Annotated in this window: 21 protein-coding genes; 8 read left to right on the forward strand and 13 right to left on the reverse strand. The window is 62.4% G+C overall.

All coding sequences use genetic code 11. The annotated features are described in order from the left end of the window. Positions 1–76: 76 nt before the first annotated feature. Positions 77–1,294 (forward strand): bifunctional alpha/beta hydrolase/OsmC family protein, encoded by a 1,218-nt coding sequence (locus VFL62_RS18945; RefSeq protein ID WP_325173914.1) that lies wholly within the window; start codon positions 77–79, stop codon positions 1,292–1,294. Between the two features lie 6 nt (positions 1,295–1,300). Here VFL62_RS18945 and VFL62_RS18950 read toward each other — a convergent pair whose 3' ends face one another. The 7 genes from VFL62_RS18950 to VFL62_RS18980 all read right to left on the reverse strand — a co-directional run bounded on the left by VFL62_RS18950 (position 1,301) and on the right by VFL62_RS18980 (position 7,193). After that, a complete protein-coding gene (locus VFL62_RS18950; RefSeq protein ID WP_325173915.1) occupies positions 1,301–2,365 on the reverse strand; it encodes a YeeE/YedE family protein in 1,065 nt (354 codons plus the stop codon). Between the two features lie 9 nt (positions 2,366–2,374). After that, positions 2,375–3,394 carry a zinc-binding alcohol dehydrogenase family protein gene (locus VFL62_RS18955; protein WP_325173916.1) on the reverse strand — a complete coding sequence of 340 codons (1,020 nt, stop codon included), beginning with the start codon at positions 3,392–3,394 and terminating at the stop codon, positions 2,375–2,377. A 109-nt stretch (positions 3,395–3,503) separates the two neighbouring features. Next, the gene (locus tag VFL62_RS18960) at positions 3,504–4,271 is read right to left on the reverse strand and encodes an alpha/beta hydrolase (RefSeq protein WP_325173917.1); all 768 of its coding nucleotides are present in this window, start codon (positions 4,269–4,271) and stop codon (positions 3,504–3,506) included. A gap of 193 nt (positions 4,272–4,464) precedes the next feature. After that, positions 4,465–4,941 (reverse strand): phasin, encoded by a 477-nt coding sequence (locus VFL62_RS18965; protein WP_325173918.1) that lies wholly within the window; start codon positions 4,939–4,941, stop codon positions 4,465–4,467. Positions 4,942–5,122: 181 nt separating this feature from the next. Then, a complete protein-coding gene (locus VFL62_RS18970) occupies positions 5,123–5,719 on the reverse strand; it encodes a GNAT family N-acetyltransferase (protein ID WP_325173919.1) in 597 nt (198 codons plus the stop codon). Further along, positions 5,716–6,810, reverse strand: a complete 1,095-nt coding sequence (locus VFL62_RS18975; RefSeq protein WP_325173920.1) for an alpha/beta fold hydrolase — start codon at positions 6,808–6,810, stop codon at positions 5,716–5,718. Before VFL62_RS18975 ends, VFL62_RS18970 begins: the two co-directional genes overlap by 4 nt. After that, positions 6,807–7,193, reverse strand: a complete 387-nt coding sequence (locus VFL62_RS18980) for a poly(R)-hydroxyalkanoic acid synthase subunit PhaE (RefSeq protein WP_325173921.1) — start codon at positions 7,191–7,193, stop codon at positions 6,807–6,809. The genes VFL62_RS18975 and VFL62_RS18980 overlap by 4 nt, the downstream gene beginning before the upstream one ends. A 217-nt stretch (positions 7,194–7,410) precedes the next feature. Between VFL62_RS18980 and VFL62_RS18985 the strand changes: the two genes are divergently transcribed. Together VFL62_RS18985 and VFL62_RS18990 are read left to right on the forward strand one after the other, a co-directional pair. Further along, on the forward strand, positions 7,411–8,331 hold the full coding sequence (locus VFL62_RS18985; protein WP_325173922.1) for an alpha/beta hydrolase: 921 nt from the start codon (positions 7,411–7,413) through the stop codon (positions 8,329–8,331). 16 nt (positions 8,332–8,347) lie between these two features. Further along, on the forward strand, positions 8,348–8,755 hold the full coding sequence (locus tag VFL62_RS18990; protein WP_325173923.1) for a GFA family protein: 408 nt from the start codon (positions 8,348–8,350) through the stop codon (positions 8,753–8,755). A gap of 42 nt (positions 8,756–8,797) precedes the next feature. Here VFL62_RS18990 and VFL62_RS18995 read toward each other — a convergent pair whose 3' ends face one another. The 6 genes from VFL62_RS18995 to VFL62_RS19020 form a co-directional block, all read right to left on the reverse strand. Beyond that, positions 8,798–12,031 carry a bifunctional cytochrome P450/NADPH--P450 reductase gene (locus VFL62_RS18995; protein ID WP_325173924.1) on the reverse strand — a complete coding sequence of 1,078 codons (3,234 nt, stop codon included), beginning with the start codon at positions 12,029–12,031 and terminating at the stop codon, positions 8,798–8,800. Positions 12,032–12,163: 132 nt separating this feature from the next. After that, the gene (locus tag VFL62_RS19000; protein WP_325173925.1) at positions 12,164–13,159 is read right to left on the reverse strand and encodes an alpha/beta hydrolase; all 996 of its coding nucleotides are present in this window, start codon (positions 13,157–13,159) and stop codon (positions 12,164–12,166) included. Between the two features lie 10 nt (positions 13,160–13,169). Continuing rightward, positions 13,170–14,720, reverse strand: coding sequence for a wax ester/triacylglycerol synthase family O-acyltransferase (locus VFL62_RS19005; RefSeq protein WP_325173926.1), 1,551 nt, complete (start codon positions 14,718–14,720; stop codon positions 13,170–13,172). Between the two features lie 64 nt (positions 14,721–14,784). Further along, the gene (locus VFL62_RS19010; protein WP_325173927.1) at positions 14,785–15,588 is read right to left on the reverse strand and encodes an alpha/beta hydrolase; all 804 of its coding nucleotides are present in this window, start codon (positions 15,586–15,588) and stop codon (positions 14,785–14,787) included. Further along, complete coding sequence (locus VFL62_RS19015; protein WP_325173928.1) at positions 15,585–15,839, reverse strand: DUF6489 family protein; 255 nt, start codon at positions 15,837–15,839, stop codon at positions 15,585–15,587. The genes VFL62_RS19010 and VFL62_RS19015 overlap by 4 nt, the downstream gene beginning before the upstream one ends. A 90-nt stretch (positions 15,840–15,929) precedes the next feature. Then, positions 15,930–17,171, reverse strand: a complete 1,242-nt coding sequence (locus VFL62_RS19020) for an FAD-dependent oxidoreductase (RefSeq protein WP_325173929.1) — start codon at positions 17,169–17,171, stop codon at positions 15,930–15,932. 198 nt (positions 17,172–17,369) lie between these two features. On the opposite strand from VFL62_RS19020, the gene VFL62_RS19025 reads away from it, so the two are divergent. The 5 genes from VFL62_RS19025 to VFL62_RS19045 form a co-directional block, all read left to right on the forward strand. Beyond that, a complete protein-coding gene (locus VFL62_RS19025) occupies positions 17,370–18,965 on the forward strand; it encodes an ABC transporter substrate-binding protein (protein WP_325173930.1) in 1,596 nt (531 codons plus the stop codon). Positions 18,966–19,069: 104 nt separating this feature from the next. After that, on the forward strand, positions 19,070–20,050 hold the full coding sequence (locus VFL62_RS19030; RefSeq protein WP_325173931.1) for an ABC transporter permease: 981 nt from the start codon (positions 19,070–19,072) through the stop codon (positions 20,048–20,050). A gap of 11 nt (positions 20,051–20,061) precedes the next feature. Further along, the gene (locus VFL62_RS19035) at positions 20,062–21,024 is read left to right on the forward strand and encodes an ABC transporter permease (RefSeq protein WP_325173932.1); all 963 of its coding nucleotides are present in this window, start codon (positions 20,062–20,064) and stop codon (positions 21,022–21,024) included. Beyond that, complete coding sequence (locus tag VFL62_RS19040; protein WP_325173933.1) at positions 21,021–22,007, forward strand: ABC transporter ATP-binding protein; 987 nt, start codon at positions 21,021–21,023, stop codon at positions 22,005–22,007. The genes VFL62_RS19035 and VFL62_RS19040 overlap by 4 nt, the downstream gene beginning before the upstream one ends. Further along, a partial coding sequence (locus tag VFL62_RS19045) for an ATP-binding cassette domain-containing protein (RefSeq protein WP_325173934.1) occupies positions 22,004–22,483 on the forward strand: 480 nt, incomplete at its 3' end. The genes VFL62_RS19040 and VFL62_RS19045, both read left to right, overlap by 4 nt.

Consider the following 22,483-nt stretch of genomic DNA (forward strand, 5'->3'; position numbering starts at 1 on the left):
TCAACAGACCCCTCACCCGGCGCTTCGCGCCGACCTCTCCCCGCCGGGGAGAGGTGAGCCGTCGTTGGAGACGCCCATGCCCACCGAACGCTTTCAATTCCCAGGTTCGGGGGGCCAACTGGCGGCCGCGCTCGATACGCCGGATCGGCCGGTGCGCGCCTACGCGCTCTTTGCGCATTGCTTCACCTGCGGCAAGGACGTGCTGGCCGCCAAGCGGATCGCGGTTGCGCTCGCCGCCAGGGGCATCGCGGTGCTGCGGTTCGACTTCACCGGTCTTGGATCGAGCGAGGGCGATTTCGCCAACGCGACCTTCTCCTCCAATGTCGCCGACCTGGTGCGGGCCGCCAATCATCTGCGCAAGGCCTATCAAGCGCCCAGCCTTCTGATCGGCCACAGTCTCGGCGGCGCCGCTATTTTGGCCGCGGCCGACCAGATTCCAGAAGCCAAGGCGGTCGTTACCATCGGCGCGCCGTCCGATCCGACGCACGTCACCGGCCAGTTCGCCGCTTCGATCGAGAAAATCCGCGAGGACGGCCAGGCGGAAGTGTCGCTCGCCGGCCGTCCCTTCACCATCAAACGCGAATTCCTCGACGATATCGCTGAACACAACCTGATGGGCCACATCACGCGGCTCCGCAGGGCATTGCTCGTGATGCACTCACCGACCGACGATACGGTCGGCATCGACAACGCGACGCGCATTTTCGTCGCTGCCAGGCATCCCAAGAGCTTCGTGTCGCTTTCGGATACGGACCACCTGTTGAGCGACCGGCGCGATGCCGCCTATGTCGCCGACGTCATCGCCGCGTGGGCCTCTCGCTATGTCGAAATACCAACGGCCCAAAGTGCGGACCAAAGCATGACGCCGCGCGAAGTGATCGTGCGCGAGACCCGCAACAGCAAATTCCAGCAAACCGTTTCGGTTGGTCCGCATCAACTGCTCGCTGACGAGCCCGCGGCCGCGGGTGGCGAGGACACCGGGCTTGCGCCCTACGATCTCCTGCTGGCCGGTCTTGGCGCCTGTACCTCGATGACGATGCGGCTTTACGCCGACCGAAAGTCGCTGCCGCTGACGCGGACGACCGTCACGCTCAGGCATGGCAAGATTCACGCGGAAGATTGCGCCGAGTGCGAAACCAAGGCCGGCATGCTCGATCAGATCGAGCGCGTGATCACGATGGAAGGCCCGCTCGATGCCGAGCAGCGCGAGAAACTGCTGGAGATCGCCGATAAATGCCCGGTACACCGCACCCTGACATCGGAAGTTCGCATCCTCACCAGCGCCAAGAGCTGACGGCGTTCAGCTGGCTGCGTCTTGCTCCTTGAGCGGCGGGACCCGGAGCGCGCCGCGAAGACCCGCGGCCGTGCCCAAGAGGATGCCGGCGACGGCGACAAAGGATGAGAGCGCCAACGTCGAGATTCCGGTCAGCCCCTGCCCGATCGAACAGCCCAGCGCCATCGCCCCGCCCGATCCCATCAACGCCGCGCCGATGATCGAGCGAAGCATGTGCTGCGCAGACTGGTAGCCTTCGAGACGAAAGCGAGCGGTCGCGAGCGCGGTGATGAGGCTGCCGGCGAAAACGCCGAATACCATGGCAATGCCGAAATTGAGGGTCAACCCGGTCGACAGCATCACATATTGCACGGCATCGACGACAGGGGCGATGAAGGTCAGCGAGGTCACCGCGGCCGGATTGAATTCATCCGCGCCGAGATAACCGGTCGCGATCCAGCCCGCGGCCACCAGCAAGCCGACCGCGATGCCCGCCGCGATCTGTCCGCTTGCGCGGCGGAACCGCGCGTGCGCAAAGGCGAAGATGATCAAGACCGCCGATATCGCCGAAGCCACCGCGATCCGCGCCGGCAGTCCGCCGCCCGTCGACAACAGCTCGGGCAGCGTCAGGTGAGCCGGTTTGATCGTCGATGCCTGCAACAACGCCATTCGCGCCGGCGCGAGCAATCCGCGCAAGGTCATCTGCGCCGATATGCCGAGCACAATCACGACCACGAATGAACGCAGATTGCCGCGGCCGAGCAGCACCAGTGCCCGCGAGCCACAGCCGTTCGACAGCACCATGCCGTAGCCGAACAACAGCCCGCCGCCGAACATCAGCGGCATCGAGAATGACGGCTGGAGATAGACCGATTTGGTGAGATCGACGGCACCGTATCCGACCAAACTTTGTGTCGCGATCACCGCGACCGCGAGCGCCAGCGCAAAGGTACGGATCAAACGGTCGTCGCCATCCGTCCACCAGCCACGCAGGCTGCTCAAGAGACAAAAGCCGCTCAATAACCCGACGATGCCGTAGGCAAAGCCGATCAACGCGCCCGCGCCGACGACGATGTTGAAGTCCTGCGGCATTTTTTCAGCTTATGGCCGCAGGATGATGCGGTCGCGCGAGGACCCTGCAACCGCGAGAAAAGCCGACCGCGCATCTTCCAGCGGATAGATCGCATTCGGCCGGATCGCAAACGGTTCGAGGTGGCCGCTCAGGAAGCCCGGAACCAGTTCGCGCAGCACCGCGCCTGTCGCGGTCGATGACAGGCCGAGCGTGTCGATGCCGAAGTAGGAATGCTGGCCGCGATAGAATTCGAGAATGTTGAACTGGACGATGCGGTCGATCGCTGCGATCAGGATCTGACGTCCACGCAAAGCGAGCGACTTGTGCGCTGCCTGAAAATAGGGATCGCCGACCGTGTTGAACACGATGTTGGCGCCCTTGCCGTCCGTCAGTTCGCGGACGCGTGAGGCGGCATCGGTCGTTGAGGAATCGATCATCTCGACGGGACCATTGCTGTGTCCCGCATATGCTTCGTCCTTGCGGGCCACGCCAATCACGCGCGCGCCGCGCCAGCTCGCGATCTGCACCGCGGCCTGCCCGACCTTGCCGGTCACCCCGAAGATGAGCACGGTCTCGTGCCGTTCCGGCATCCCCGCGCGACGAAAGCCTTCGATTGCGGTGACGAAAGGCACGCCGATCCCGGCGGTTTCGGCCCATGACAGGTTCTTCGGCTTTTCCACGACGGCATCCGCCTCGACGACCAGATGCGTGGCATGGGTGCCGTCGCGGCGAATGCCGAGATCGCCGGATGAGCCGAACACTTCGCGGCCGATCATATTGGTCGGACCGTCGATCACGACACCGGCATAATCTCGGCCCGAGGTGCGCGGGAACACCGCGTAGGGCATCAACCCTGTCGCCGCCTTGATATCGGAAGGATTGACGGCGGCCGCCTTGATCTCGATCAGGACCTGACCGTCGCCGCGCGACAACAGTCGCCGCTCGACCGCAGGCATGACAGCGGCCGGCGTCTCTGCCTTGGCGTTGAGGCGAACGCAGCGCGCCTCAACCGTGACCGGCTGCGTATTGGAATTATTCTCGGACGGCATCGTATTTTCCGGATTACAGACGATTGTCCACGCTTAGCGCAGTTTTCGTCCATGCGACAATGCCCGCCCGCGCGAAGGCGCGCGGAGGAGCGGCCGTCGGCACGAGAACCTAGCGGTTGGGATCGGGATAGATCAGGCTGCGCCAGCCCGAGCGGTCGAACGGCTGCCATTGACCTTCGACCTGCGCGAGGCGGTCGGCAACGGCATAGACAACGGCCGGGTGATGGCCCATGCCGCAGTGGCTGCTTTCAACCTCGATGCTTTCGGCGATCGCAGACGGTTTCTCCTTGCAGCCCTGCCAGGCGCAGATGCCGTCGGTGCGGCTGAAGATCGCCGTGGTCGGCACCGGAGGCGGTTCCGATAACGATCCGCCGAAACGATGGTCCTCCTCGGCGCGGCGGCCGCTGGCCATCTCATAGACGCGCCAGGCATTGGTGGCCTTCGGATGACCTGCGAACGGGCTGCCGAGCGTGATGACCGAACGCACCCGGTCCGGCATCGTCTTGGCGAGCTGACGTGCATAGAGGCCGCCAAGGCTCCAGCCGACCAGGCTGATCTTACGTCCATGCCGGTCGCTGAGTTCGCAAACGAGATCGACCAGTCCCTCCTGCACACCGTCGCGCAGGCCAAGGTTGCGGCCCTGCCGCCATCCGCTGACCGCATAACCCTTGTTCTGCAGGAAGCTGCGCAGCGGCCGGGTGGAAACATCTGATGCGATGAGACCGGGAAGTACGAGCACCGGATGCCCGTCGCCACGCGGCGCCAGGCTGAGCAGCGGCAATGCGCCCAAGAACGCGCCGAACTCGTGGATCGCCCGTCCCTCGAGGAACATCAGGGTCCGCGACGGCGGACGCAGCGTGTGGGCAGTCGCGGTCATCGGATCTCCCTTTCGGACGAGAGAAAGCTATGGCGCCGATTCGCTCATTCAAGCCGCGCCCAGCCGGCAGGACAATAGCGTCCATCACACAGCAGCAGGAAACCTCTTGGAAAAAGAGGCTATCGCGTGCGCCGCAAAAAATAAGGCCCGCAAGAAGCGGGCCTTGAAAAGGGATGCTACTCGAAGGCTGCGATCAGGCAGTCTTGTTGTAGACCTTCGCGAAGTTGTCCTGCGCGGACTTCGCACCTTCGGTGACGAGCTTGCCGAGATACTCGGTCGACGCCTTGGCGCGCGAGACCAGGGTCTCACCGTGCGCACGCAGCAAATCCGACTGGATCTGAACCGCTTCGTTGATCGACTTCGCAGAAGCGAGCTTGTCGACGCCGGCGAAGAACGCTTCCGTATCCTGGTAGATCGCCTGCTGAATGTTGCGGCCGATCTTGGCGGCTTCGCTGACCGAACCCGCGACGGCGGACTCGATCACTTCAGAGGCCTTTTCCGAACCGGCGTAGAAGTCGGCGGCACGTTCCTTGGCGGTCTCGGCCTGCTTCTTCACGAATTCACGAGCAGCCTCGGGCACTTCCAGATTCTGGAAGTTCTTGAAGGCTTCGGTCACGGGAGCAAAGGCTTCTTTGAAGGTGTTGTACACGGAATTGGTTTCGGTGGTCATGGGGTCTCTCCATCCTCAGGGTTTGAGCTATGGGCTCTCCCCGTCCACTTGGCCCGGGGTGACCTCTACATAACAGGGTTAATGGTGCGATGCAATATATATGTTGCAACGCGATATCACAAATTCGTGATGAGCGGAATATTCGGGCAATTTGCCCAAGGAAACGGCCGATTCCGAAGTTTTAAGAAGGTCTTACGGCACCCGGAACGCCATAGGCCTCCATTTGTGCCTGGACCTGCGCCACATTGTGCCCCAGGACGACAATGTCGTGCTTTTTACCGTCGACGTCCCGGACGTGGTCCCGCAGTAACGCTTCGGCCTTGAAACCGAGGCTCTCAAACAGCGCAACGGCGGCGCGCTGGTCAACCGTCATCTGCACTGACAGCTTTTCCAGGCCGGCGCCGAGCGCCAGCGCGAAGGTCTCCTGCGACAACGCCCGGCCCACCCCCTTGCCGCGCACGTCGAGCGAAACCACCATCCTGATTTCGCCGACATGGGGCGACCAGGAATGGGAATCCCTGACCAGGGTGCCGCAACCGACCACCCCGCCGTCCTTGAGGGCGAGCAGGCTCGTGATGTCGCCCGCCTCGATTTCGTTGATCCAGGCCGACAGCACCTTTGGCTGGCTGATGTTGCGCGGCAGGAACAATAGATCGTGGGGCGGCAGTGCCCTGGCAAAAGCCAGTACGGCAGCCTCGTCGGCGCGCCCCATCAGGCGGAATTCGATTTCACCGGCCTCCGTGTTGGCCCGGCGCGGATAGGAACGCGTCTCGCTCATGTCGATCTCTCGCCTAGCCAGGAATCCAGTTTGGGCCACAGCCGGCGCACCGCATTGGCGCCAGCCACCAGACTGACGTGGCCGCCTTTGAGGATCACTTCCTCCTTGTCGGCCGAACCGATCTTCGCGATCAGGTGCTTGGCAGCGCCATAGGGAATGATGTGATCGTGCTCGGCGACCGCATGCAGGATCGGCACCTTGATACGGGCGATGTCGGCCTTGCGGCCGCCGACGGTCATGGTGTCGTTATAAAGCTTATTGTCCCACATCAGGTCCTTGGTGATGGTGCGGAAATACTCGCCCGCGAGCGGCAGAGTATCGGTCGCCCAGCGGTCGAACATCCGGTACGATTTCACGAACTCGTCGTTCCAGATGTTCTCCCATAGCTGAACCTGGCTCGCCGCCCGCGATGCCGGACGCAGCATCTCGAAGGAAGACAGGATCATCTCCGGCGGCACATTGCCGACGCTATCGACGAGGTGATCGACATCGAAATAACGACGGTCGGAAAAATTCTGAAACAGCTTCATTTCGCGAAAGTCGATCGGGGTTGTGAAGCAGATCAGGTTCTTCATCGGGCCGTCGTTGAAGATCGAGCCATAAAGCAGCGACAGCACGCCGCCGAAACAATAGCCGATCACGGTGATGTCGCTCTCGCCGGAATCGCGCTGCACCTGCTCAACGCAATGCGGAATGAAATCGAGGACGTAATCCTCCATCCGCAGGTTCTTCTCTTCCGGTTTCGGCGCGGTCCAATCCAGCATGTAAACGTCGTAGCCACGCTTCAAGAGAAACTCGATGAAGCTTTGGCCCGGCACCAGGTCCAGGATATAGCCGCGATTGGTGGTCGCCATCACGATCAGGATCGGCACGCGGTAGATTTCGTCCGCCACCGGCCGATAGTGATAGAGATTCATCGTGCCGCGTGCGCTGAGAATGTCCTTTGGGGTCGAGCCCAGCGAGGGCCCCGAGGTCGAAATATATTCGACACCCTTGATGCTGCGCTGGATCGCGCGCTCGACTTCGGTCTGAATCCGTGCCGGGATCGAGGCGAGATCGATACCTGCCAGATCCGGACCGGCGGCCATCATTTTGGCTCTCCGCCCGCCGGGGGCGGACGCTTGGTGCGCGGCGGACGCGGCGCCTGCCGAGACGTCGCCGAGTTGCCGGCCGCACCGCCCTGCATCTGATGCAGCATCGCCTTGATCTCGTTGAGCTGGCCTTCAATCGATTGCAGCCGCTCGGCCAAGCCGATCATTTGGGCGCGGCTAGGCAGATTCATGGAGACCAGATATTTCTCCATCAGCTCGCTGAGCTGCTTTTGCGCGTTGGCGGTCGCTCCGCCCATTTGATTGACTGCTTTGCTGAACTGCGGCGAAGCCATCGCCTGGTTGGCAAAGGCATTGAAGCCTTTTTCCATCTCGCCGATCATGTTCTGCCACAGCGCGACCGGATCGCTGCTCTTGTCTGCCATCGGCGTCCTCCAGCAAGATCGCGACGTCGTTGCGTCGAGGTGGGCTGCTTATTCCGCGAAACGGGACAACCGCCAGCCATCATACGACACCCTCGCGTAAGGCCGGTCAACCGCAAAGGCGATTTCGCGCGCGGCGGCTTCTGCAGCGCGAAAAAGCGTGGCATAAAATGCACCACCGACAGGTTCGCTCAAAGTACTGCAAGAAGGAACCGCCGACGTGAACGCGCCCTTTCACCAACCGCCGCAGATCGCGCGGGCCAACGGCATCGATCTTTGTTACGAGATTTTTGGCGATCCCGCCGCCGAACCGCTGATCCTCATCATGGGGCTGGGCGCGCAGATGATCCAGTGGGATGACGAATTCTGCCGGCAACTGGCCGCGCGCGGTTTTCGCGTGATCCGCTTCGACAATCGCGACATTGGCCAGTCCAGCAGACTGTCCGGCGGCAGGCCGCTGACCGCGCTGGAATTGCTGAAGCTTCGCCTGTTCAGGATCCCGGTGAAGGCGCCCTACCGGCTGAGCGACATGGCCGAAGATACCGTCGGCCTGATGGACGCGCTAGGCATCAGGTCGGCTCACCTGGTCGGCGCCTCGATGGGCGGAATGATCGCCCAGGAAATCGCGATCTCGTTTCCGCAGCGTGTGAAATCGCTGACCTCGATCATGTCGACCACGGGCAACCCGAAAATTCCCGGCCCGACGCGCGAGGCGATGGCCGTGTTGATGGCGCCACCGCCGAAATCCAAGGAAGAATACATCGTGCGTTTCGGCAAAACCTGGAAGGTGCTGCGCGCCGGCTCTTTCCCGGACGACGAAGCGCTTGATCCCGCGCGCGCCGAGCGCACCTTTGCGCGCGGTCTCAACCCGCCCGGCGTCGGCCGACAGATGCGGGCGATTCTGGCCTCGGGCAGCCGCAAGCAACGGCTACGCGGCGTGAAGGCCCCGACGCTGGTCATTCACGGCACCGTCGATCCGCTGGTTCGCCCCGCCGGCGGCAAGGACACCGCGGCCTCGATCCCCGGGGCGAAGCTGGTGATGATCGAGCACATGGGTCATGCGCTGCCGATAAGGATGTGGCCGCAGATCATCGACGCGATCGACAAGCACGCGCACGCGGCTTCTGCGAGGACACACTGAGGACCAGGAGAGCCCGATGAGACTGGAAGGCGGATGCTATTGCGGCAACATGCGCTACGTCGCCGAGGGCGACCCGATGCTGAAGGCGCAATGCCATTGCCGGGAGTGTCAATACTTCTCCGGCGGCGCTCCCAATATGTTCATGCTGATGCCGATCAAAGGGTTCAGCTATACCAAAGGAACCCCGAAAAAATTCACTCGCAGCGACCTGGACAATCCGGTGACCCGCGATTTCTGCGCCGAGTGCGGCACGCATCTGGTGACCCACCGGCCGGGACTGCCCGCGGCAATCCTCAAGGTCGGCACGCTCGACGATCCCGGTGAATATGGAACGCCCAAGATCGCGATCTTCACCTGCGACAAGCAGGCGTTTCATTCGATCCCCGAGGGCATGCCGAGCTTCGAGAAGCTACCGCCAAGATAAATGATGCTGGTCGTCCATTCGCGGGGACGGCATTGAATTGCGTCAGCCGCCCGCCCAGACGTCGAGTACGTAGCGGTTTTTCGCGCCGAGATCGTCGATCCACCGCTGGCCGCCTTGCGCATCCGCACCGCTGTTCTCGCGATAGATCGCAACCAGCGCCGCCTTGACGTCAGGCTCCATCTTGCCGCCATCGCCACAGACATAGATGATCGCGCCCCGCTCGATCAGCGCCCAGACCTTGTCCTTTTGGGCCGCAATCAGATTCTGCACATAGGTCTTTGGGCCGTCGCCACGCGAGAACGCCGTGTACAGGTCGGTGATGCCCTCGGCCGCAAAAGCTTTCAGCTCCTCGGCGTAAAGGTAATCCTGCTCGGGATGCCGACAGCCGAAGAACAGCATCGCCGGCCCCAAGGTCGAGCCCTTCGCCTTCAGCGCGGCGCGCTCCTGAAGAAAGCCGCGGAACGGTGCGAGGCCCGTGCCGGGACCGATCATGATGATCGGCACCGCCGGATCGGCCGGCAGCCGGAAGCCGGCTTTGGTTTCGCGCAAGGTCGCATAGATGGTCTCGCCGGCGCGGCGGCCGGCCAGGAAATTCGAACAAATACCCTTGTAAATGCCCCGTCCCGACACGGCGGGTCCTTCGACCACCGCGACGGTGATGCTGCATCGTGAGGCATCAAGCGAAGGCGACGACGAGATGGAGTAATAGCGCGGGGCGAGCAGCGAGAGCATTTCGAGATAGACGTGCAGCGGCAGCTCACAGGCCGGATGTTCTTCCAGCAGGTCGAACACCGATTTGCGTTTGCCAAGAATCTCGTTGCGGTAACGCTCGCCGGACGCCGCGTCCTCGCCGACGAATGACAGGAGTTTTGGCTTCGTCACCGGACAGCGGGTGTGCTCCGACATGATCTGGATCTGCTTGCGGGTTGCGACCTGCTGCAATTCAACAAACTCGGCGAGCAACCGTCCGACCGAGATGGCCTCGCCCGCCGGCAATTGCGCGCGCCGGCCCTCGGCGACCTGCAGCCGTATCTGGTCCGAGGGAAGAAAGCCGAGCCGGCGCGCAACCGAATCCACCAGCGCGGGATCGTTGCGTGGAACGACGCTCAGATGATCGCCGACGCGATAGCTCGCGCCGGGAGGCAACTGCACCTCAATGTGCCGGGTCGAGCGTTGTGACGGGTTGGGGCCGGTCTTGTTCTGCAGCTCAGTATTGGCGATGATCTGCATCGGCGCGGCACCCCCGAGTGCGACGACGACGTTGGAAACCGATGGCGCCACCGGTTCGATGCTGTAGAGCGGTTCATCTTCGGCGCTGCGGCTGAAGCTGGACTCGATGCCGAACTCTTTAGTGGCGAGCGGCGCAAGCTTGGCAAACCAACTCTCGAATTCGCCGTCGAGATCGCCGCGGGCATCGCCCTCGCCGCGCGTATAAACGCTCCTGCCGCCATGCGCGGCCAGCTCTTCATCGATCAGGCGCGGGATCGACTGGTAGGTCGCGGCCCAATCGCTATTGCCGCAGCCGAACACGGCATAGCGCAGGCCGGCAAATGCATCCTTCGGCAAGCCGCTGCCAAGCCATTTGACAAATCGTGTCGCATTGTCAGGCGCCGCACCATTATACGAAGCACAAAAGATCAGCACGCCGCCTTTGGCCGGCAATTTCCCGACGTAATCGTCGAGCGGCGCGAGCGTAGTCGCAAAGCCGTTGACTTCGGCTAAATCGGCGACACGTGTCGCAAGCTCTTCGGCCGTGCCCAGATTGGAGCCGTATAACACGAGCAGCGGCGTGTTGTGACCGGGCCGGGTCCGCACCCTTGGCGCTGCCGCCGGCGCCGCAGGCTTTGCCGCCGTCGCGCCGGCAAAATTACCGCGCTCCTGATCGGTTCGCGGCCGCACCTTGATCTTGAAACCATCCGGCTTGATCGTCAGCGTTTCCTTCAGATGCATCTGGTAACGATGCACGTCGAGCAATTTGAAGCGTTGCAGGATCATGCCGATCGCAAGCGCGGCTTCATGCATCGCAAAGCCGCGGCCGATGCAGGCGCGCTGTCCGTTGCCGAACGGCTTCCACGCATTCACGGGGCGCGCCGCTTCCGCTTCGCGCGAAAAGTTGTCCGGATTGAAGGCATCAGGATTGGGCCCCCAAACCGAGGGATCGCGATGCAGCGCCAGCACCAGCACCGTGATGAAGGTGTTTCTCTTGAGCCTGTACTTGCCGCCGATGACCTCATCGTTCAGCGGCGTGATGCCGTAGGCCGGCGCCGGCGGCCACATCCGCAAGGCTTCCTTCAGCACCTGCGTGATGTAAGTGAGCTGCGTCACCTGCTGATAGGTCGGCTTGGCATTGATATCCGGCCCAAGCACGCGATCGACTTCCTCATAGGCCTTCTTCAGTACTTCCGGATGTTTCAGCAGAGCATAGATCGTGCAGGACAACAGTCCGCTCGTGGTCTCGTGGCCGGCGATCAGGAACGTGTTGATCTGGTAGCGGATGTTGACGTCGTCGAGCTGCGTGCCGGTGACACGGTCGACCCCGGTCATCATCGCAGCCAGCATATCCTTCTTGTCGTCGGCGGCGGCCGCATTGGCACGCCGTTCGGCGACGATCTCGTCCACCATCTTGTTCATGAATTCGACGTCTTGGGCCATGTCGCGCCGACGCTTCTGCATCCACAAATTTTCCAGCGGCAGGCCGCGGATCATCATGATGGTTTCAAGCGATCGCACCAAAGACGCCACAAAGGGGTGGTAGTCGCGACGATAGAAGGAATTGAAGCGGTAGTCGAAGCCGCACAGCCCGATGGTGTCGAGGGTCAGCGCGGTCATGTCGTGGACGACGTCGATTTCGTCGTCGGCGTTCAGTCTCTCCCATTTCTTCACGAGCTGTTCGGCGATGTCGACCATGCTCGGGTGATAGGACTGCATGGCGCGGTTGCCGAACGGCTGCAGCAGGATGTTGTGCGCCTTGCTCCAGTTCGGCTCGGTCGTGTCCGCGGTGAACAGGCCATCACCGCCGATCGCACGGACGCGCCGCAGCGGCCCCCGCACGGTCTTGTCGAAGCGCTTTTCGTCACTGAGCTCGTCAACGAGGTCATGGCCGGAAACGATGACGAGCGGCGCGCCCATCATGTCGAGCCAGAAAATCGGTCCCAGCTCCCTGGCAAGCCGCGCCAGATTTTGCACCGGGGCGGTCGAATCCAGCGACAGCATGTTGCCGACCACCGGCTTGGTCGGCGGATGCGGGATCGGAGCTAGCCTGTTCTTCGATGCCATCGTGAAAGAGTCCCCCTACCTCATCTCTTCATCGCGAGGAGCCCGCGACAAAATTGCAATGCAATTTGCGCTGGAGCGACCAAGCGATCCAGTCTTTCTTCTGGATTGCTTCGCTGCGCTCGCAATGACGGTCTATCCAAACCGCTTACGTCGCCATTCGATCAGCCTGGCGCTGACTTCCTCCGGCTTTTCCTGCTGCGTCCAGTGCCCACTGTCGCGCACCAGATATTTCTCGAGATCCGGCACCATCTTCTCCATGCCGTCGGCGGCCGATGGCGGCAGCACGGGGTCGTTCTCCGCCATGATCATCAGGGACGGCACGCGAACCGTGTGATCGAGAGCTTCCGAGCGTTGCCAGTTTCGGGTCCAGTTGCGATACCAGTTGATGCCGCCGGTGAAGCCGGTCTTGCTGAAAGTGTCGACGAAAACCTGCTTTTCTTCCGCCGACAGGATCGGCTTGCGTGGATCGTATTTGGCATCATAGGCCGCAACCATTTGCGGGAATGCCAGATTGAGCTTCGGCGAAGCACCGAGCCCCTCGACCGGCTGCGCGGCCGGCGTGTCCGCCTTGCGCGGCAGCGGCTTGCGCATGAAGAACTCAAAGGTCTGATCCACCCGGCTAGCGAAGATCCTGTCGGCCTCGCGCGAGGGATCCTGGAACTGCACGATATACATCTGATCGCCGAACCGCTTGCGGAACAGCTCGATCGGGTCGATCGGCGCGCGCGGCAAATGCGGCGTGTTGACGCCGACCACGCCGGCGACGCGCCCAGGATGCCGCAGCGGCATCTGCCAGACGACAAAGCCGCCCCAGTCATGGCCGACAAAGATCGCCTTGTCGATCCCAAGATGATCGAGCAGACCGACGAGATCGCCGGTCAGATGTTCGAGATCGTAGGCCTCGACCGGCTCGGGCCGCTCGGTTGCGCCATAGCCGCGCTGGTCCGGCGCGATCACGCGAATACCGGCTTCCGATAAAGCCTTGATCTGGTAGCGCCAGGAGAAGGCGATCTCCGGCCAACCATGGCAAAGCACCATCGGCGGCGCATCCGACTTAGGACCGGCCTCGTAGAAGCCCATCCGAATCCCGTTAACCTGCGCAAATTGCAGCGGCGGCATTTCGATCATGGCGCGTGCCCTACTCCGCTGCGCCCTTCACCTCGGCCGAGGGCGGCGCGAAAGCGGCCTCAAGCGCTGCGAATTCATCCGGCAGCATGTCACACAGCACCTGCACATGCGGAATGATATTCGCGCCGGCGATGAAGCCGAAGTCGAGCTGATCGCGATAGCTTTGCACGGTGATGTTGAGCGCCAGCCCATGGGTCGAGATCGACACCGGGAAGATGTGCAACAGCTCGGCGCCGGCGGCATACAGCGTCTGGCGCGGCCCCGGAACATTCGAGACCGTGATATTGGCCGCCGGCGGCAGCACATCCGACAGATTGGTGCGGCTGTAGAGCAGCGCCAGAATCTGCACCAGGATCGGCGCTCCCAGCATCGACACATTCTGCACCTGCGGCATCAATGCGCGCAGCGGATGCGACATCTCCTTGGCCTTGGTCGACTGCGCGATGATCGTCTCCAGCCGCGTTCTGGGATCCTCGACATTGGTCGCGATTGCGCAGATCATGCCGAACACCTGATTGTTGGAGTCGGTGTTACCTTCTTCGCGAAGTGAAATCGGCACGGCGGCGGTCATCGCCTTGGCAGGCAATGCGCCGCGTTCGACGAGATAACGGCGCACGACGCCGCTCGAGATCGCCAGCACGACGTCGTTGAGTTTGCCGCCGGAGGCTTTCGCCACCGCCTTGGCGCGCGACAACGGGATCGAGACCCCGGCAAAACTGCGCTCTGATGAAATCTGCTTGTTGAGAATGGTCGGCGGCGACATCATGCCGGTGAGGCTCTCGCGCGATTTCGGGTCGGTGATCTTCCCGACAACGTCCGAGACGCTCTTGAGCAACGTCGGCACGTTGCCGGCGAATTTGATCGCATTCTCGATCTGGAACATCGCATTGTCGAACAGGATCGAGCCGAGATCGCTCTTGCCGGAGCGCGGCAATTCGATGCTCTGGGCAGCCGCCGAGGCGTTGAACGGTTCGCGCCACAGCTGCTGGTAGGAATCCAGGAGATTGGCCGCGATGTCGCGCGGCTCCTGGCCGACCTTGGCGCGCTCGGCCGGCGGTTCCACGACCCGCGGCACCGGCGTCAGGTCATAGATCATGTTGGTCAGCGCAGCCCCGGCGCCGCCGTCGATGCAGGCATGGTGCATCTTGGAATAGAGCCCGATCTCGTTGTCCTTCATGCCCTCGAAGACGTAAAACTCCCAGAGCGGGCGCGCGCGGTTGAGCAGCTTGGCATGCATCCAGCCAACGATGCGCTCGAGCGTGGCACGATCGCGCGGCGCCGGCAGGCTGGCGCGGAAGATGTGACGATCGATATCGAACTGATCGTCCTCGACCCACGACGGATGGTCGATGTCGAGCGGCGCCTTTTCCAGGCGCGCTTTCAGGATCGGTGCGATATGCAGCCGCGAGGCGATCATCGCCTTGAAGTCTTCGAAGAAGTCGCCCTTGTATCCCTCCGGCAGACGGAAGATTGCCATGCTTCCGACATGCATCGGCATTTCCGGCGTTTCCAGATACAGAAACGACGCGTCCATGGCGGACAGTTTCCTGGCCTCGCTCATAGGCTCCTCCCGCGAACCGTGACGCTACACCTTGAGCGGTGTTTTTGATTTTAGTTCAGACCGTTCATGATTGTGCCCGTTCTGGCGCCGCATATGCAATGGCAAAGGGCCCGGACCGGTCAAATTGGCTGAATTGGCCTTCGCCCTGGGCGAGGCGATCGGCGACCGCCCACAATACCGCCGGGTTGACGCCAAGGCCGACATGGCTCGCGAGGTAGACCTCGATGTTCTCCGCGGTGGCCGAAGGACGCAGCAGACAGGTGCGCCAGTTCACGACGCCATCCGCCCGCGAATAGATCGAGGTTGCCGGCACGCTCAGATCCCCCGCGATCGCTTCAAGAAACACGGGATCATCGCCAACCGTCTCGCCGGACAGCGCCTCGTAGAGTCTCGTCGCATTGGTGGCGCGCACGTCATTGGCGAACGGGCTTCCAAGCGTCACCACGGAGCGCACCATCTCGGGCGCATGCAGCGCGAGGTCGCGCGCATAGACACCGCCGAGGCTCCAGCCGACCAGGCTGACCTTGCGGCCGGTGGTTGCGTGAATTGCGGCAAGCCGCTCGCGCAACGCCGCACGCATGCGCGAGAGGCCGCCGAGATTTCGGCCCATCTGCCAGGCATGGGTGTCGTATCCGAGTTCCGTCAAATAGCGCCGCAGCGGGGCCATCGAGAGGTCGCTGGCGAGAAAGCCCGGCAATGCCAGCACCGGGTGACCGTCTCCCCTCGGAGCCCGCATCAACAGCGGGGACATGATCAGGCTGGCATTGAGTTCGAAGATGCCCCGCATTTCGGCCAGCAGCAGGCCGAGACCCGGCGGGCGAAGCGGCCGGCCCGGCGGCACGTCGCCTCCGTCCGGCGACGCGGTCATTTCTTGTCGGGCGAGCGCGAGCCGCCAAGGCCGGTCATGGCCGCGAACATGTCGGTGAAGCGTTCGGCGAATTTCGGATCGAACGACAACCAGCTCTGCATGAGCGCGTCCGGCGAGACCTTCTGGATATTGTCGAGCATCTGCTGCTGGAGCTTGTCCATCACCGCCGTCTGCATCGGCTGCACATCCGGAAGTCCGAAGAACTGTCGCGCCTCTTGCGGCGTGCAGTCGATCTCCACGTTAACTTTCATAGACACTCCCTGGCTGCCTTGAGCGGGACACCAGTATCGACACGCCTCGCGGGGGACGCAAGCCGTCCGAACGGCAAAAGCCGAACGTGGTCAACCGAACCTCTCGACTGCATAGGGGCGCGGATCGGTGAACGGCTCGGTGTCGGTCATCATTTCCGCCAGCAGCCGTCCCGTGACCGGGCCCAACGTCAGGCCGTGATGCTGATGGCCGAAATCGAACCACAGCCCGGAATGGCGCGGCGCCTTGCCGATCACCGGCAGCATATCCGGCAAGCAGGGACGCGCACCCATCCACGGCTGCGCATCGACCGGCTCGCCGAGCGGAAACAGCGCGCGTGCCCGCGGCAGCGCCTGCTCGATCTGGATCGGCCGTGGCGGCGCATCGCGGCGGGCAAACTCCACCCCGGTGGTCAGGCGAATGCCCCGGTTCATCGGCGCCAGCAGATAGCCGAGATCGGAATCCAGGACCGGATGATTGAGCACAGCATTGCCGCTCGCCTTCAGGTGCAGGTGATAGCCGCGCTTGACACCCAGCGGGATCGAATAGCCGAGCGGCCGAAACACCAGATCAGACCATGGCCCGAGCGCGACCACGACTTCGCGCGCGGACGCGCCGTTGACCCGCCAGCCGCTCCCTTCCTGAGCAAGGGTCCGCGCATCCGCCGTGACGAAGCGTCCGCCCTTGCGCAAGAACAGCGACGCATAGGCCTTCGCCAGCCCACCCGGATCGGCAATGAAGCCAGGGGTCGGCCAATAGACCGCGCCCGCAAAATCACCGCTCAGATTGGGTTCGCGCGCGGCGATCGCGCGGGGGTCGAGGATCTCGCTCGGAATACCATATTGCTTGACCCGCTCGGCCTCGCTGGCCGCAGCCGCAAGACTGGCTTGCGCGCGAAACAGCTTGATCCACCCGGTGCGGCGAAGCAGTTCGCCCGCGCCGGCTTCCGCAATCAATGCCTCGTGCTCGATCAGGCTTCGGCGGATCAGCGGCAGCTCGGCCATGGCGCTGTGCATCGCCCGTTTGGGGGACGAGGCGAGATAGTAGCGCAACAGCCACGGCAGGAAGTCCGGCAGCTCGGAAAAACGATAATAGGCCTGCGGCGAACGGTTCAGCGCGTAGTTGAAAATCTGGCCGATATCGCGCGGGAACATATAGGGAAAGACCGAGGCACTTTCGATCAGCCCCGCATTCCCATAACTCGTCTCTTCGCCCGCATTTTCATGCTTGTCGACGAGGATGACATCGCGCCCTTTGCCTTGCAGCTGCAAGGCCGCGCTGACGCCGACCATTCCGGCGCCAAGTACGAGGACATCCGCTTTCGGTTCCGCCATCCTTCACTCCTGTCGATTTGGCGAAATCCAGAAAAGCCGCCAGCGTTGAACTTAGGTAGGACATGATGCCCGTAAACCATTGCAGCCAGAGGAAATCGCCTTTGCGCGGCGGCCAAACTCTGGCAACATGGTTTGGCATCGTTATTGCAGCCCTTGCTGCATCAGCGAAGTGTACACCAGCGTGGAGAGCGTTCACCAATGCCGTTACGTCAGATCTTGCTTGCAACGGCCACTGCTTCGATCGTCGCCTTTGCGGCGCTGCCGGCCTCAAGCCAGACCATACGCTATGCCAACCAGGGCGAGCTCAAGTCGCTCGATCCGTATACGCTCAAGGAAACCACGACCATTGCGCATCATGCCCACGTCTATGAGGGCCTGGTCACCCGCGACAAGGAGCTGAAGATCGCCCCGGCACTGGCCGAAAGCTGGGAGACGCCGGAGCCGACGCGCTGGCGCTTTCATCTGCGCAAGGGCGTCAAATTCCATAATGGCGACCCCTTCACTGCCGATGATGTGATCTTCTCCGCCGACCGCGTGCGCGCCAAAGGCTCAAACTTCCTCACCAACGTCCCTGCGGATGCCAAGTTCATCAAGATCGACGACTATACGGTCGACGTCAAACTCGATGCGCCCAACCCGATCCTGACCTCGCAATGGGACGGCTGGTTCATCATGGACAAGAAGTGGTGCGAGGAAAACAATTCCGTCGCGCCGACGCCGGCTTCCGCGACCACGCCGAGCTACGCCTCGCTGCACGAGAACGGCACCGGTCCTTTCATCATCGAAAGCCATCAGCCCGGCGTGAAGACCGTGTTCAAAGTCAATCCGAACTGGTGGGGCAAGCCCGAACACAACATCAAGGAAATCGTCTTCACGCCGATCGGATCGGCCGCCACGCGCGTTGCGGCACTTTTGTCCGGCGAAGTTGACGTCATCGAGCCGGTGCCGACGCAAGATATTGCCCGCGTCAATACCGGCGGCAATGCCACAGTCCTGACCGGAATGGAAGTTCGCACCATCTTCCTCGGCATGGACCAGGAACGCCCTGAACTGCTCTATTCCAACGTCAAAGGCAAGAACCCGTTCAAGGACATTCGCGTCCGCGAGGCCTTCTACAAAGCCATCGACGTCGATCTGATCAAGACCCGCGTGATGCGCGGGCTTTCGACGCCATCGGCGCTGATGGTCGCGCCGCAGCTGTTCGCACTGTCGAAGGATTTCGTGCGGCCCAAAGCCGATCCCGAAGCTGCGAAGAAGCTGATGGTGGAAGCGGGCTATCCGGACGGTTTCGAAGTCACGATGGACTGCCCCAACGACCGCTACATCAATGACGCCGACATCTGTCAGGCCGTGGTCGGCATGCTGGCGCGCATCGGCGTCAAGGTGAATCTTCTGGCGCAGCCCAAGGCGCAGTATTTCGGCAAGGTGCTCAAACCGGGCGGCTATCAGACCTCGTTCTATCTGCTCGGCTGGACGCCCGCCTCGATGGATTCCCATAACGTGCTCTATGACATCATGGGCTGCCACGATCCGAAGCAGCCGACGCGCGGCGAGGCCAATCTCGGCGGCTATTGCAACAAGGAGCTTGACGCGCTGGCCGACAAGATCCTGATCGAGCCGGACACCAACAAGCGCGACCAGATGATCAAGCAGGCGTTCGAAATCGGAATCAAGGACTACGGCTATATCCCGCTGCACCAGCAGTCTCTGGCCTGGGGCGTTTCGAAAAAAGTGAAGATCACCCAGCGCGCCGACAATCAGGTTCTGTTCTACTGGGCTACCAAGCAGGAATAGCAATGGCTTGAGGTTTGCGGTCCCGGGAGGTTCACCTTCCGGGACTTGTCGTTTCAGTCCAGTCACACGCGTCTTGCGATCCAAGGAAGAAGCGAAAAGAAGAAATGCTCGCTTTCACGCTTCGCCGCGCCATTCAAGCGATCGGGGTCATGATCGCCGTCGGGATCATCTCGTTCTCGATGTTCCGCTTCGTTGGCGATCCCGTAAGCCAGATCGTCTCGATCGACACCTCGGCGGCAGAGCGCGCGGAGATCAGGAAATCGCTCGGCCTTGACGATCCTGTCGCCGTGCAGTTCTTGCGCTATTTCAGCAATGCCGCGCAATTCAAGTTCGGCGTCTCCTATCAGTTCCGCCTTCCGGTCGCGGATCTTCTGAAAGAACGCATGCCGGCGACGCTGGAGCTTGCGACCTGTGCGACCATCCTGGCGCTGGTGTTCGGCATCCTGATGGGGGTCTATTCGGCGCTGCGCCGGGACACCCTGCTGGCGAAACTGTTCCAGACGATCTCGCTGATCGGCATTTCGCTGCCGACCTTCCTGATCGGCATTCTCCTGATCTATCTGTTCTCGGTGACGCTCGGCTGGCTGCCTTCGTTCGGCCGCGGCGACGTCGTGCGTCTGGGTTGGTGGACTACGGGCCTTCTGACCGCCTCGGGATTGAAGGCCCTGATCATGCCCTCGATCACGCTCGGCCTGTTTCAGATGACGCTGATCATGCGGCTGGTACGCGCCGAAATGCTGGAAGTGCTGCGTACGGACTATATCCGTTTCGCCCGCGCACGCGGGCTAACCACGCGCGCCATTCATTTCGGTCACGCGCTGAAAAATACGCTGGTGCCCGTGATCACCGTGGCCGGCCTGCAATTTGGCTCGGTTATTGCATTTGCGATCATCACCGAAACCGTCTTCCAGTGGCCCGGCATGGGGCTTCTGTTCGTACAGGCCGTTCAGAATGTCGATATCCCGATCATGGCCGCCTATTTGCTGATGGTGTCGCTGATCTTCGTCACCATCAATCTGGCCGTCGACGTGCTTTACACCGTGGTCGATCCGCGCTTGCGCTCGACCGTCGGCCGCCCGGTCTAAGAGAAACTGAGATGTCCGACGCCGCCCTGCCCCACAAAGCCAGCGCAAGCCGCACCCCGCCGGCCGGACTGATCCGGCGTGCGCTCGACAGCGACATCTTCTATTCATTCCGCCGCTCGCGGCTGACCATGGTGGCAGCCATTATCACGCTGCTGTTCTTTGCGGTGGCGATCGCGGCCCCGCTCATCGCGGTTCAGAACCCGTTCGACCCGAGTGAGCTTCAGCTGATCAATTCGCGGATTGCGCCGCTCTGGACTGCGGACGGCCAAAGTCCGTTCCTGCTCGGCACCGACGAGCAAGGCCGCGACGTGCTGTCGGCAATCCTCTACGGACTGCGCATTTCGCTGGTCGTCGGGATTCTCGGCGTCATATTTTCCGGCGTGCTCGGCATCGGGCTTGGCCTGATCGCCGGCTATTTCGGCGGCGCCCTCGATGCGCTGATCATGCGTATCGCCGACGTGCAGCTCACCTTCCCCGCGATCCTGATCGCGCTCCTGGTCAACGGAATCGTCAAATCGCTGTTCGGCAACCGGCTCGATGCGATGAGCATGCTGGCCGTGCTCGTGCTTGCGATCGGCCTCAGTTTCTGGGTGCAATATGCGCGCACCGTGCGCGGCTCGGTGATGGTGGAAAAGAACAAGGATTATGTGGCGGCGGCCCAGCTCATCGGCCTGCCCGCGCCCGTCATCATGCTGCGGCATGTGCTGCCCAATACCATGGGCCCGATCCTGGTCATTGCAACCATCAATCTCGCGCTCGCCATCATCACCGAGGCGACCTTGTCGTTTCTCGGCGCCGGCATGCCGGAGACCATGCCATCGCTCGGCACCCTGATCCGCATCGGCAACAACTATCTGTTCGCCGGCGAATGGTGGATCGTGGCCTTCCCCGGCATCGCGCTTGCCGCGCTGATCCTGTCCATCAACCTGCTCGGCGACTGGCTGCGCGACGCCCTCAACCCGAAACTGCGATGAGTGTACCGGTTCTTTCCGTCCGAAACCTGCGGGTCGAATTCGCCACCCGTCATCACGTGCTGCGCGCGATCGACGGCGTTTCCTTCGATATCGCCAAAGGCGAAGTGCTTGGGGTGGTCGGCGAATCCGGCGCCGGCAAGTCCGTGACCGGACTTGCCGTCATTGGCCTGATCGACCGACCCGGCCGCATCGCCGGCGGCGAAATCCAGCTCTCGGGCCTGCGGATCGACAATCTTTCGCCGGAAGAAATGCGCCGCATCCGTGGAAAACGGATCGGAATGATCTTTCAGGACCCGCTCACCAGCCTTAATCCGCTGTACCGGATCGGCGACCAGCTGATCGAGACCATTCGCACCCACACCAGTCTCTCCGAACAAAAGGCCCGCAAGCGCGCGATCGACCTGCTCGCGGAAGTCGGAATTCCCGCGCCAGAAAAGCGCATCGATTCCTATCCGCACGAATTTTCCGGCGGCATGCGCCAGCGCGTCGTCATTGCGCTCGCGATCTGCGCCGAGCCCGAACTGATCATTGCCGACGAACCGACCACCGCGCTCGACGTCTCGGTGCAGGCCCAGATCATCGCCCTGATCAAGCGCCTCGGACGCGATCACGGCACGGCGGTGATGCTAGTGACCCACGACATGGGCGTGATCGCAGAAACCTCCGACCGCGTCGCCGTGATGTATTCCGGGCGCATCGCCGAAATCGGCCCGGTGCGCGACCTCGTGCAGAATCCGCTTCACCCCTACGCCAAAGGCTTGATGGGCGCGATCCCGACGCTCGCGAGCGACGCCACGCGTCTGGTCCAGATTCCGGGCAGCATGCCGCGGCTATCGGCGGTTCCACAGGGCTGCCCGTTCCATCCGCGCTGCGCCTTCGCGTTCGACCGCTGCCGTACCGAGCGGCCCGAGCCGATCGCTCGCGGCACGCAGGCCGTGGCCTGCCATCTCTACGATGCCGCCCCGCAGGAGACCGCGGCATGAGCGAAAAACCTTTTGTCGATGTGCGAAATCTCAGACGTGTCTTCGATGTTTCGAAGCCGTGGCTCAATCGCGTGCTCGAAGGCGGGCATCTGGAATTTCTCAAGGCCGTCGACGACATCTCTTTTGACATCGCCAAGGGCGAGACCTTCGCGCTGGTCGGCGAATCCGGCTCGGGAAAAACCACCGTGGCGCGGATGGTGGTCGGCCTCTTGCCGCCGACGTCAGGCGATGTCGTCATCGATGGCGTATCGATGACCGATCCGCGCCAAAGTCAGGCGCGGCGGGACTTGCGCCGCCGGATCCAGATGATTTTCCAGGATCCCTATGCGAGCCTGAACCCGCGGCTTCGGGTCGATGCCATCATCGCCGAGCCGATCCGCGCCTTCGAGCTTCTGAAAAGCGAAGCTGATATTCGCGCCCGCGTCGGCGAATTGCTCGGCCTGGTCGGCCTGCATGCCGACGATGGCTGGAAATTT

This window comes from Bradyrhizobium sp. (assembly GCF_035701725.1).
GTDB lineage: Bacteria > Pseudomonadota > Alphaproteobacteria > Rhizobiales > Xanthobacteraceae > Bradyrhizobium.

Bases quoted from the DNA above. Each gene is read 5' to 3' on its own strand.
- VFL62_RS18945 (WP_325173914.1), top strand. From the start codon at position 77: ATGCCCACCGAACGCTTTCAATTCCCAGGTTCGGGGGGCCAACTGGCG.
- VFL62_RS18950 (WP_325173915.1), bottom strand. From the start codon at position 2,365: ATGCCGCAGGACTTCAACATCGTCGTCGGCGCGGGCGCGTTGATCGGC.
- VFL62_RS18955 (WP_325173916.1), bottom strand. From the start codon at position 3,394: ATGCCGTCCGAGAATAATTCCAATACGCAGCCGGTCACGGTTGAGGCG.
- VFL62_RS18960 (WP_325173917.1), bottom strand. From the start codon at position 4,271: ATGACCGCGACTGCCCACACGCTGCGTCCGCCGTCGCGGACCCTGATG.
- VFL62_RS18965 (WP_325173918.1), bottom strand. From the start codon at position 4,941: ATGACCACCGAAACCAATTCCGTGTACAACACCTTCAAAGAAGCCTTT.
- VFL62_RS18970 (WP_325173919.1), bottom strand. From the start codon at position 5,719: ATGAGCGAGACGCGTTCCTATCCGCGCCGGGCCAACACGGAGGCCGGT.
- VFL62_RS18975 (WP_325173920.1), bottom strand. From the start codon at position 6,810: ATGATGGCCGCCGGTCCGGATCTGGCAGGTATCGATCTCGCCTCGATC.
- VFL62_RS18980 (WP_325173921.1), bottom strand. From the start codon at position 7,193: ATGGCAGACAAGAGCAGCGATCCGGTCGCGCTGTGGCAGAACATGATC.
- VFL62_RS18990 (WP_325173923.1), top strand. From the start codon at position 8,348: ATGAGACTGGAAGGCGGATGCTATTGCGGCAACATGCGCTACGTCGCC.
- VFL62_RS18995 (WP_325173924.1), bottom strand. From the start codon at position 12,031: ATGGCATCGAAGAACAGGCTAGCTCCGATCCCGCATCCGCCGACCAAG.
- VFL62_RS19000 (WP_325173925.1), bottom strand. From the start codon at position 13,159: ATGATCGAAATGCCGCCGCTGCAATTTGCGCAGGTTAACGGGATTCGG.
- VFL62_RS19005 (WP_325173926.1), bottom strand. From the start codon at position 14,720: ATGAGCGAGGCCAGGAAACTGTCCGCCATGGACGCGTCGTTTCTGTAT.
- VFL62_RS19010 (WP_325173927.1), bottom strand. From the start codon at position 15,588: ATGACCGCGTCGCCGGACGGAGGCGACGTGCCGCCGGGCCGGCCGCTT.
- VFL62_RS19015 (WP_325173928.1), bottom strand. From the start codon at position 15,839: ATGAAAGTTAACGTGGAGATCGACTGCACGCCGCAAGAGGCGCGACAG.
- VFL62_RS19020 (WP_325173929.1), bottom strand. From the start codon at position 17,171: ATGGCGGAACCGAAAGCGGATGTCCTCGTACTTGGCGCCGGAATGGTC.
- VFL62_RS19025 (WP_325173930.1), top strand. From the start codon at position 17,370: ATGCCGTTACGTCAGATCTTGCTTGCAACGGCCACTGCTTCGATCGTC.
- VFL62_RS19030 (WP_325173931.1), top strand. From the start codon at position 19,070: ATGCTCGCTTTCACGCTTCGCCGCGCCATTCAAGCGATCGGGGTCATG.
- VFL62_RS19035 (WP_325173932.1), top strand. From the start codon at position 20,062: ATGTCCGACGCCGCCCTGCCCCACAAAGCCAGCGCAAGCCGCACCCCG.
- VFL62_RS19040 (WP_325173933.1), top strand. From the start codon at position 21,021: ATGAGTGTACCGGTTCTTTCCGTCCGAAACCTGCGGGTCGAATTCGCC.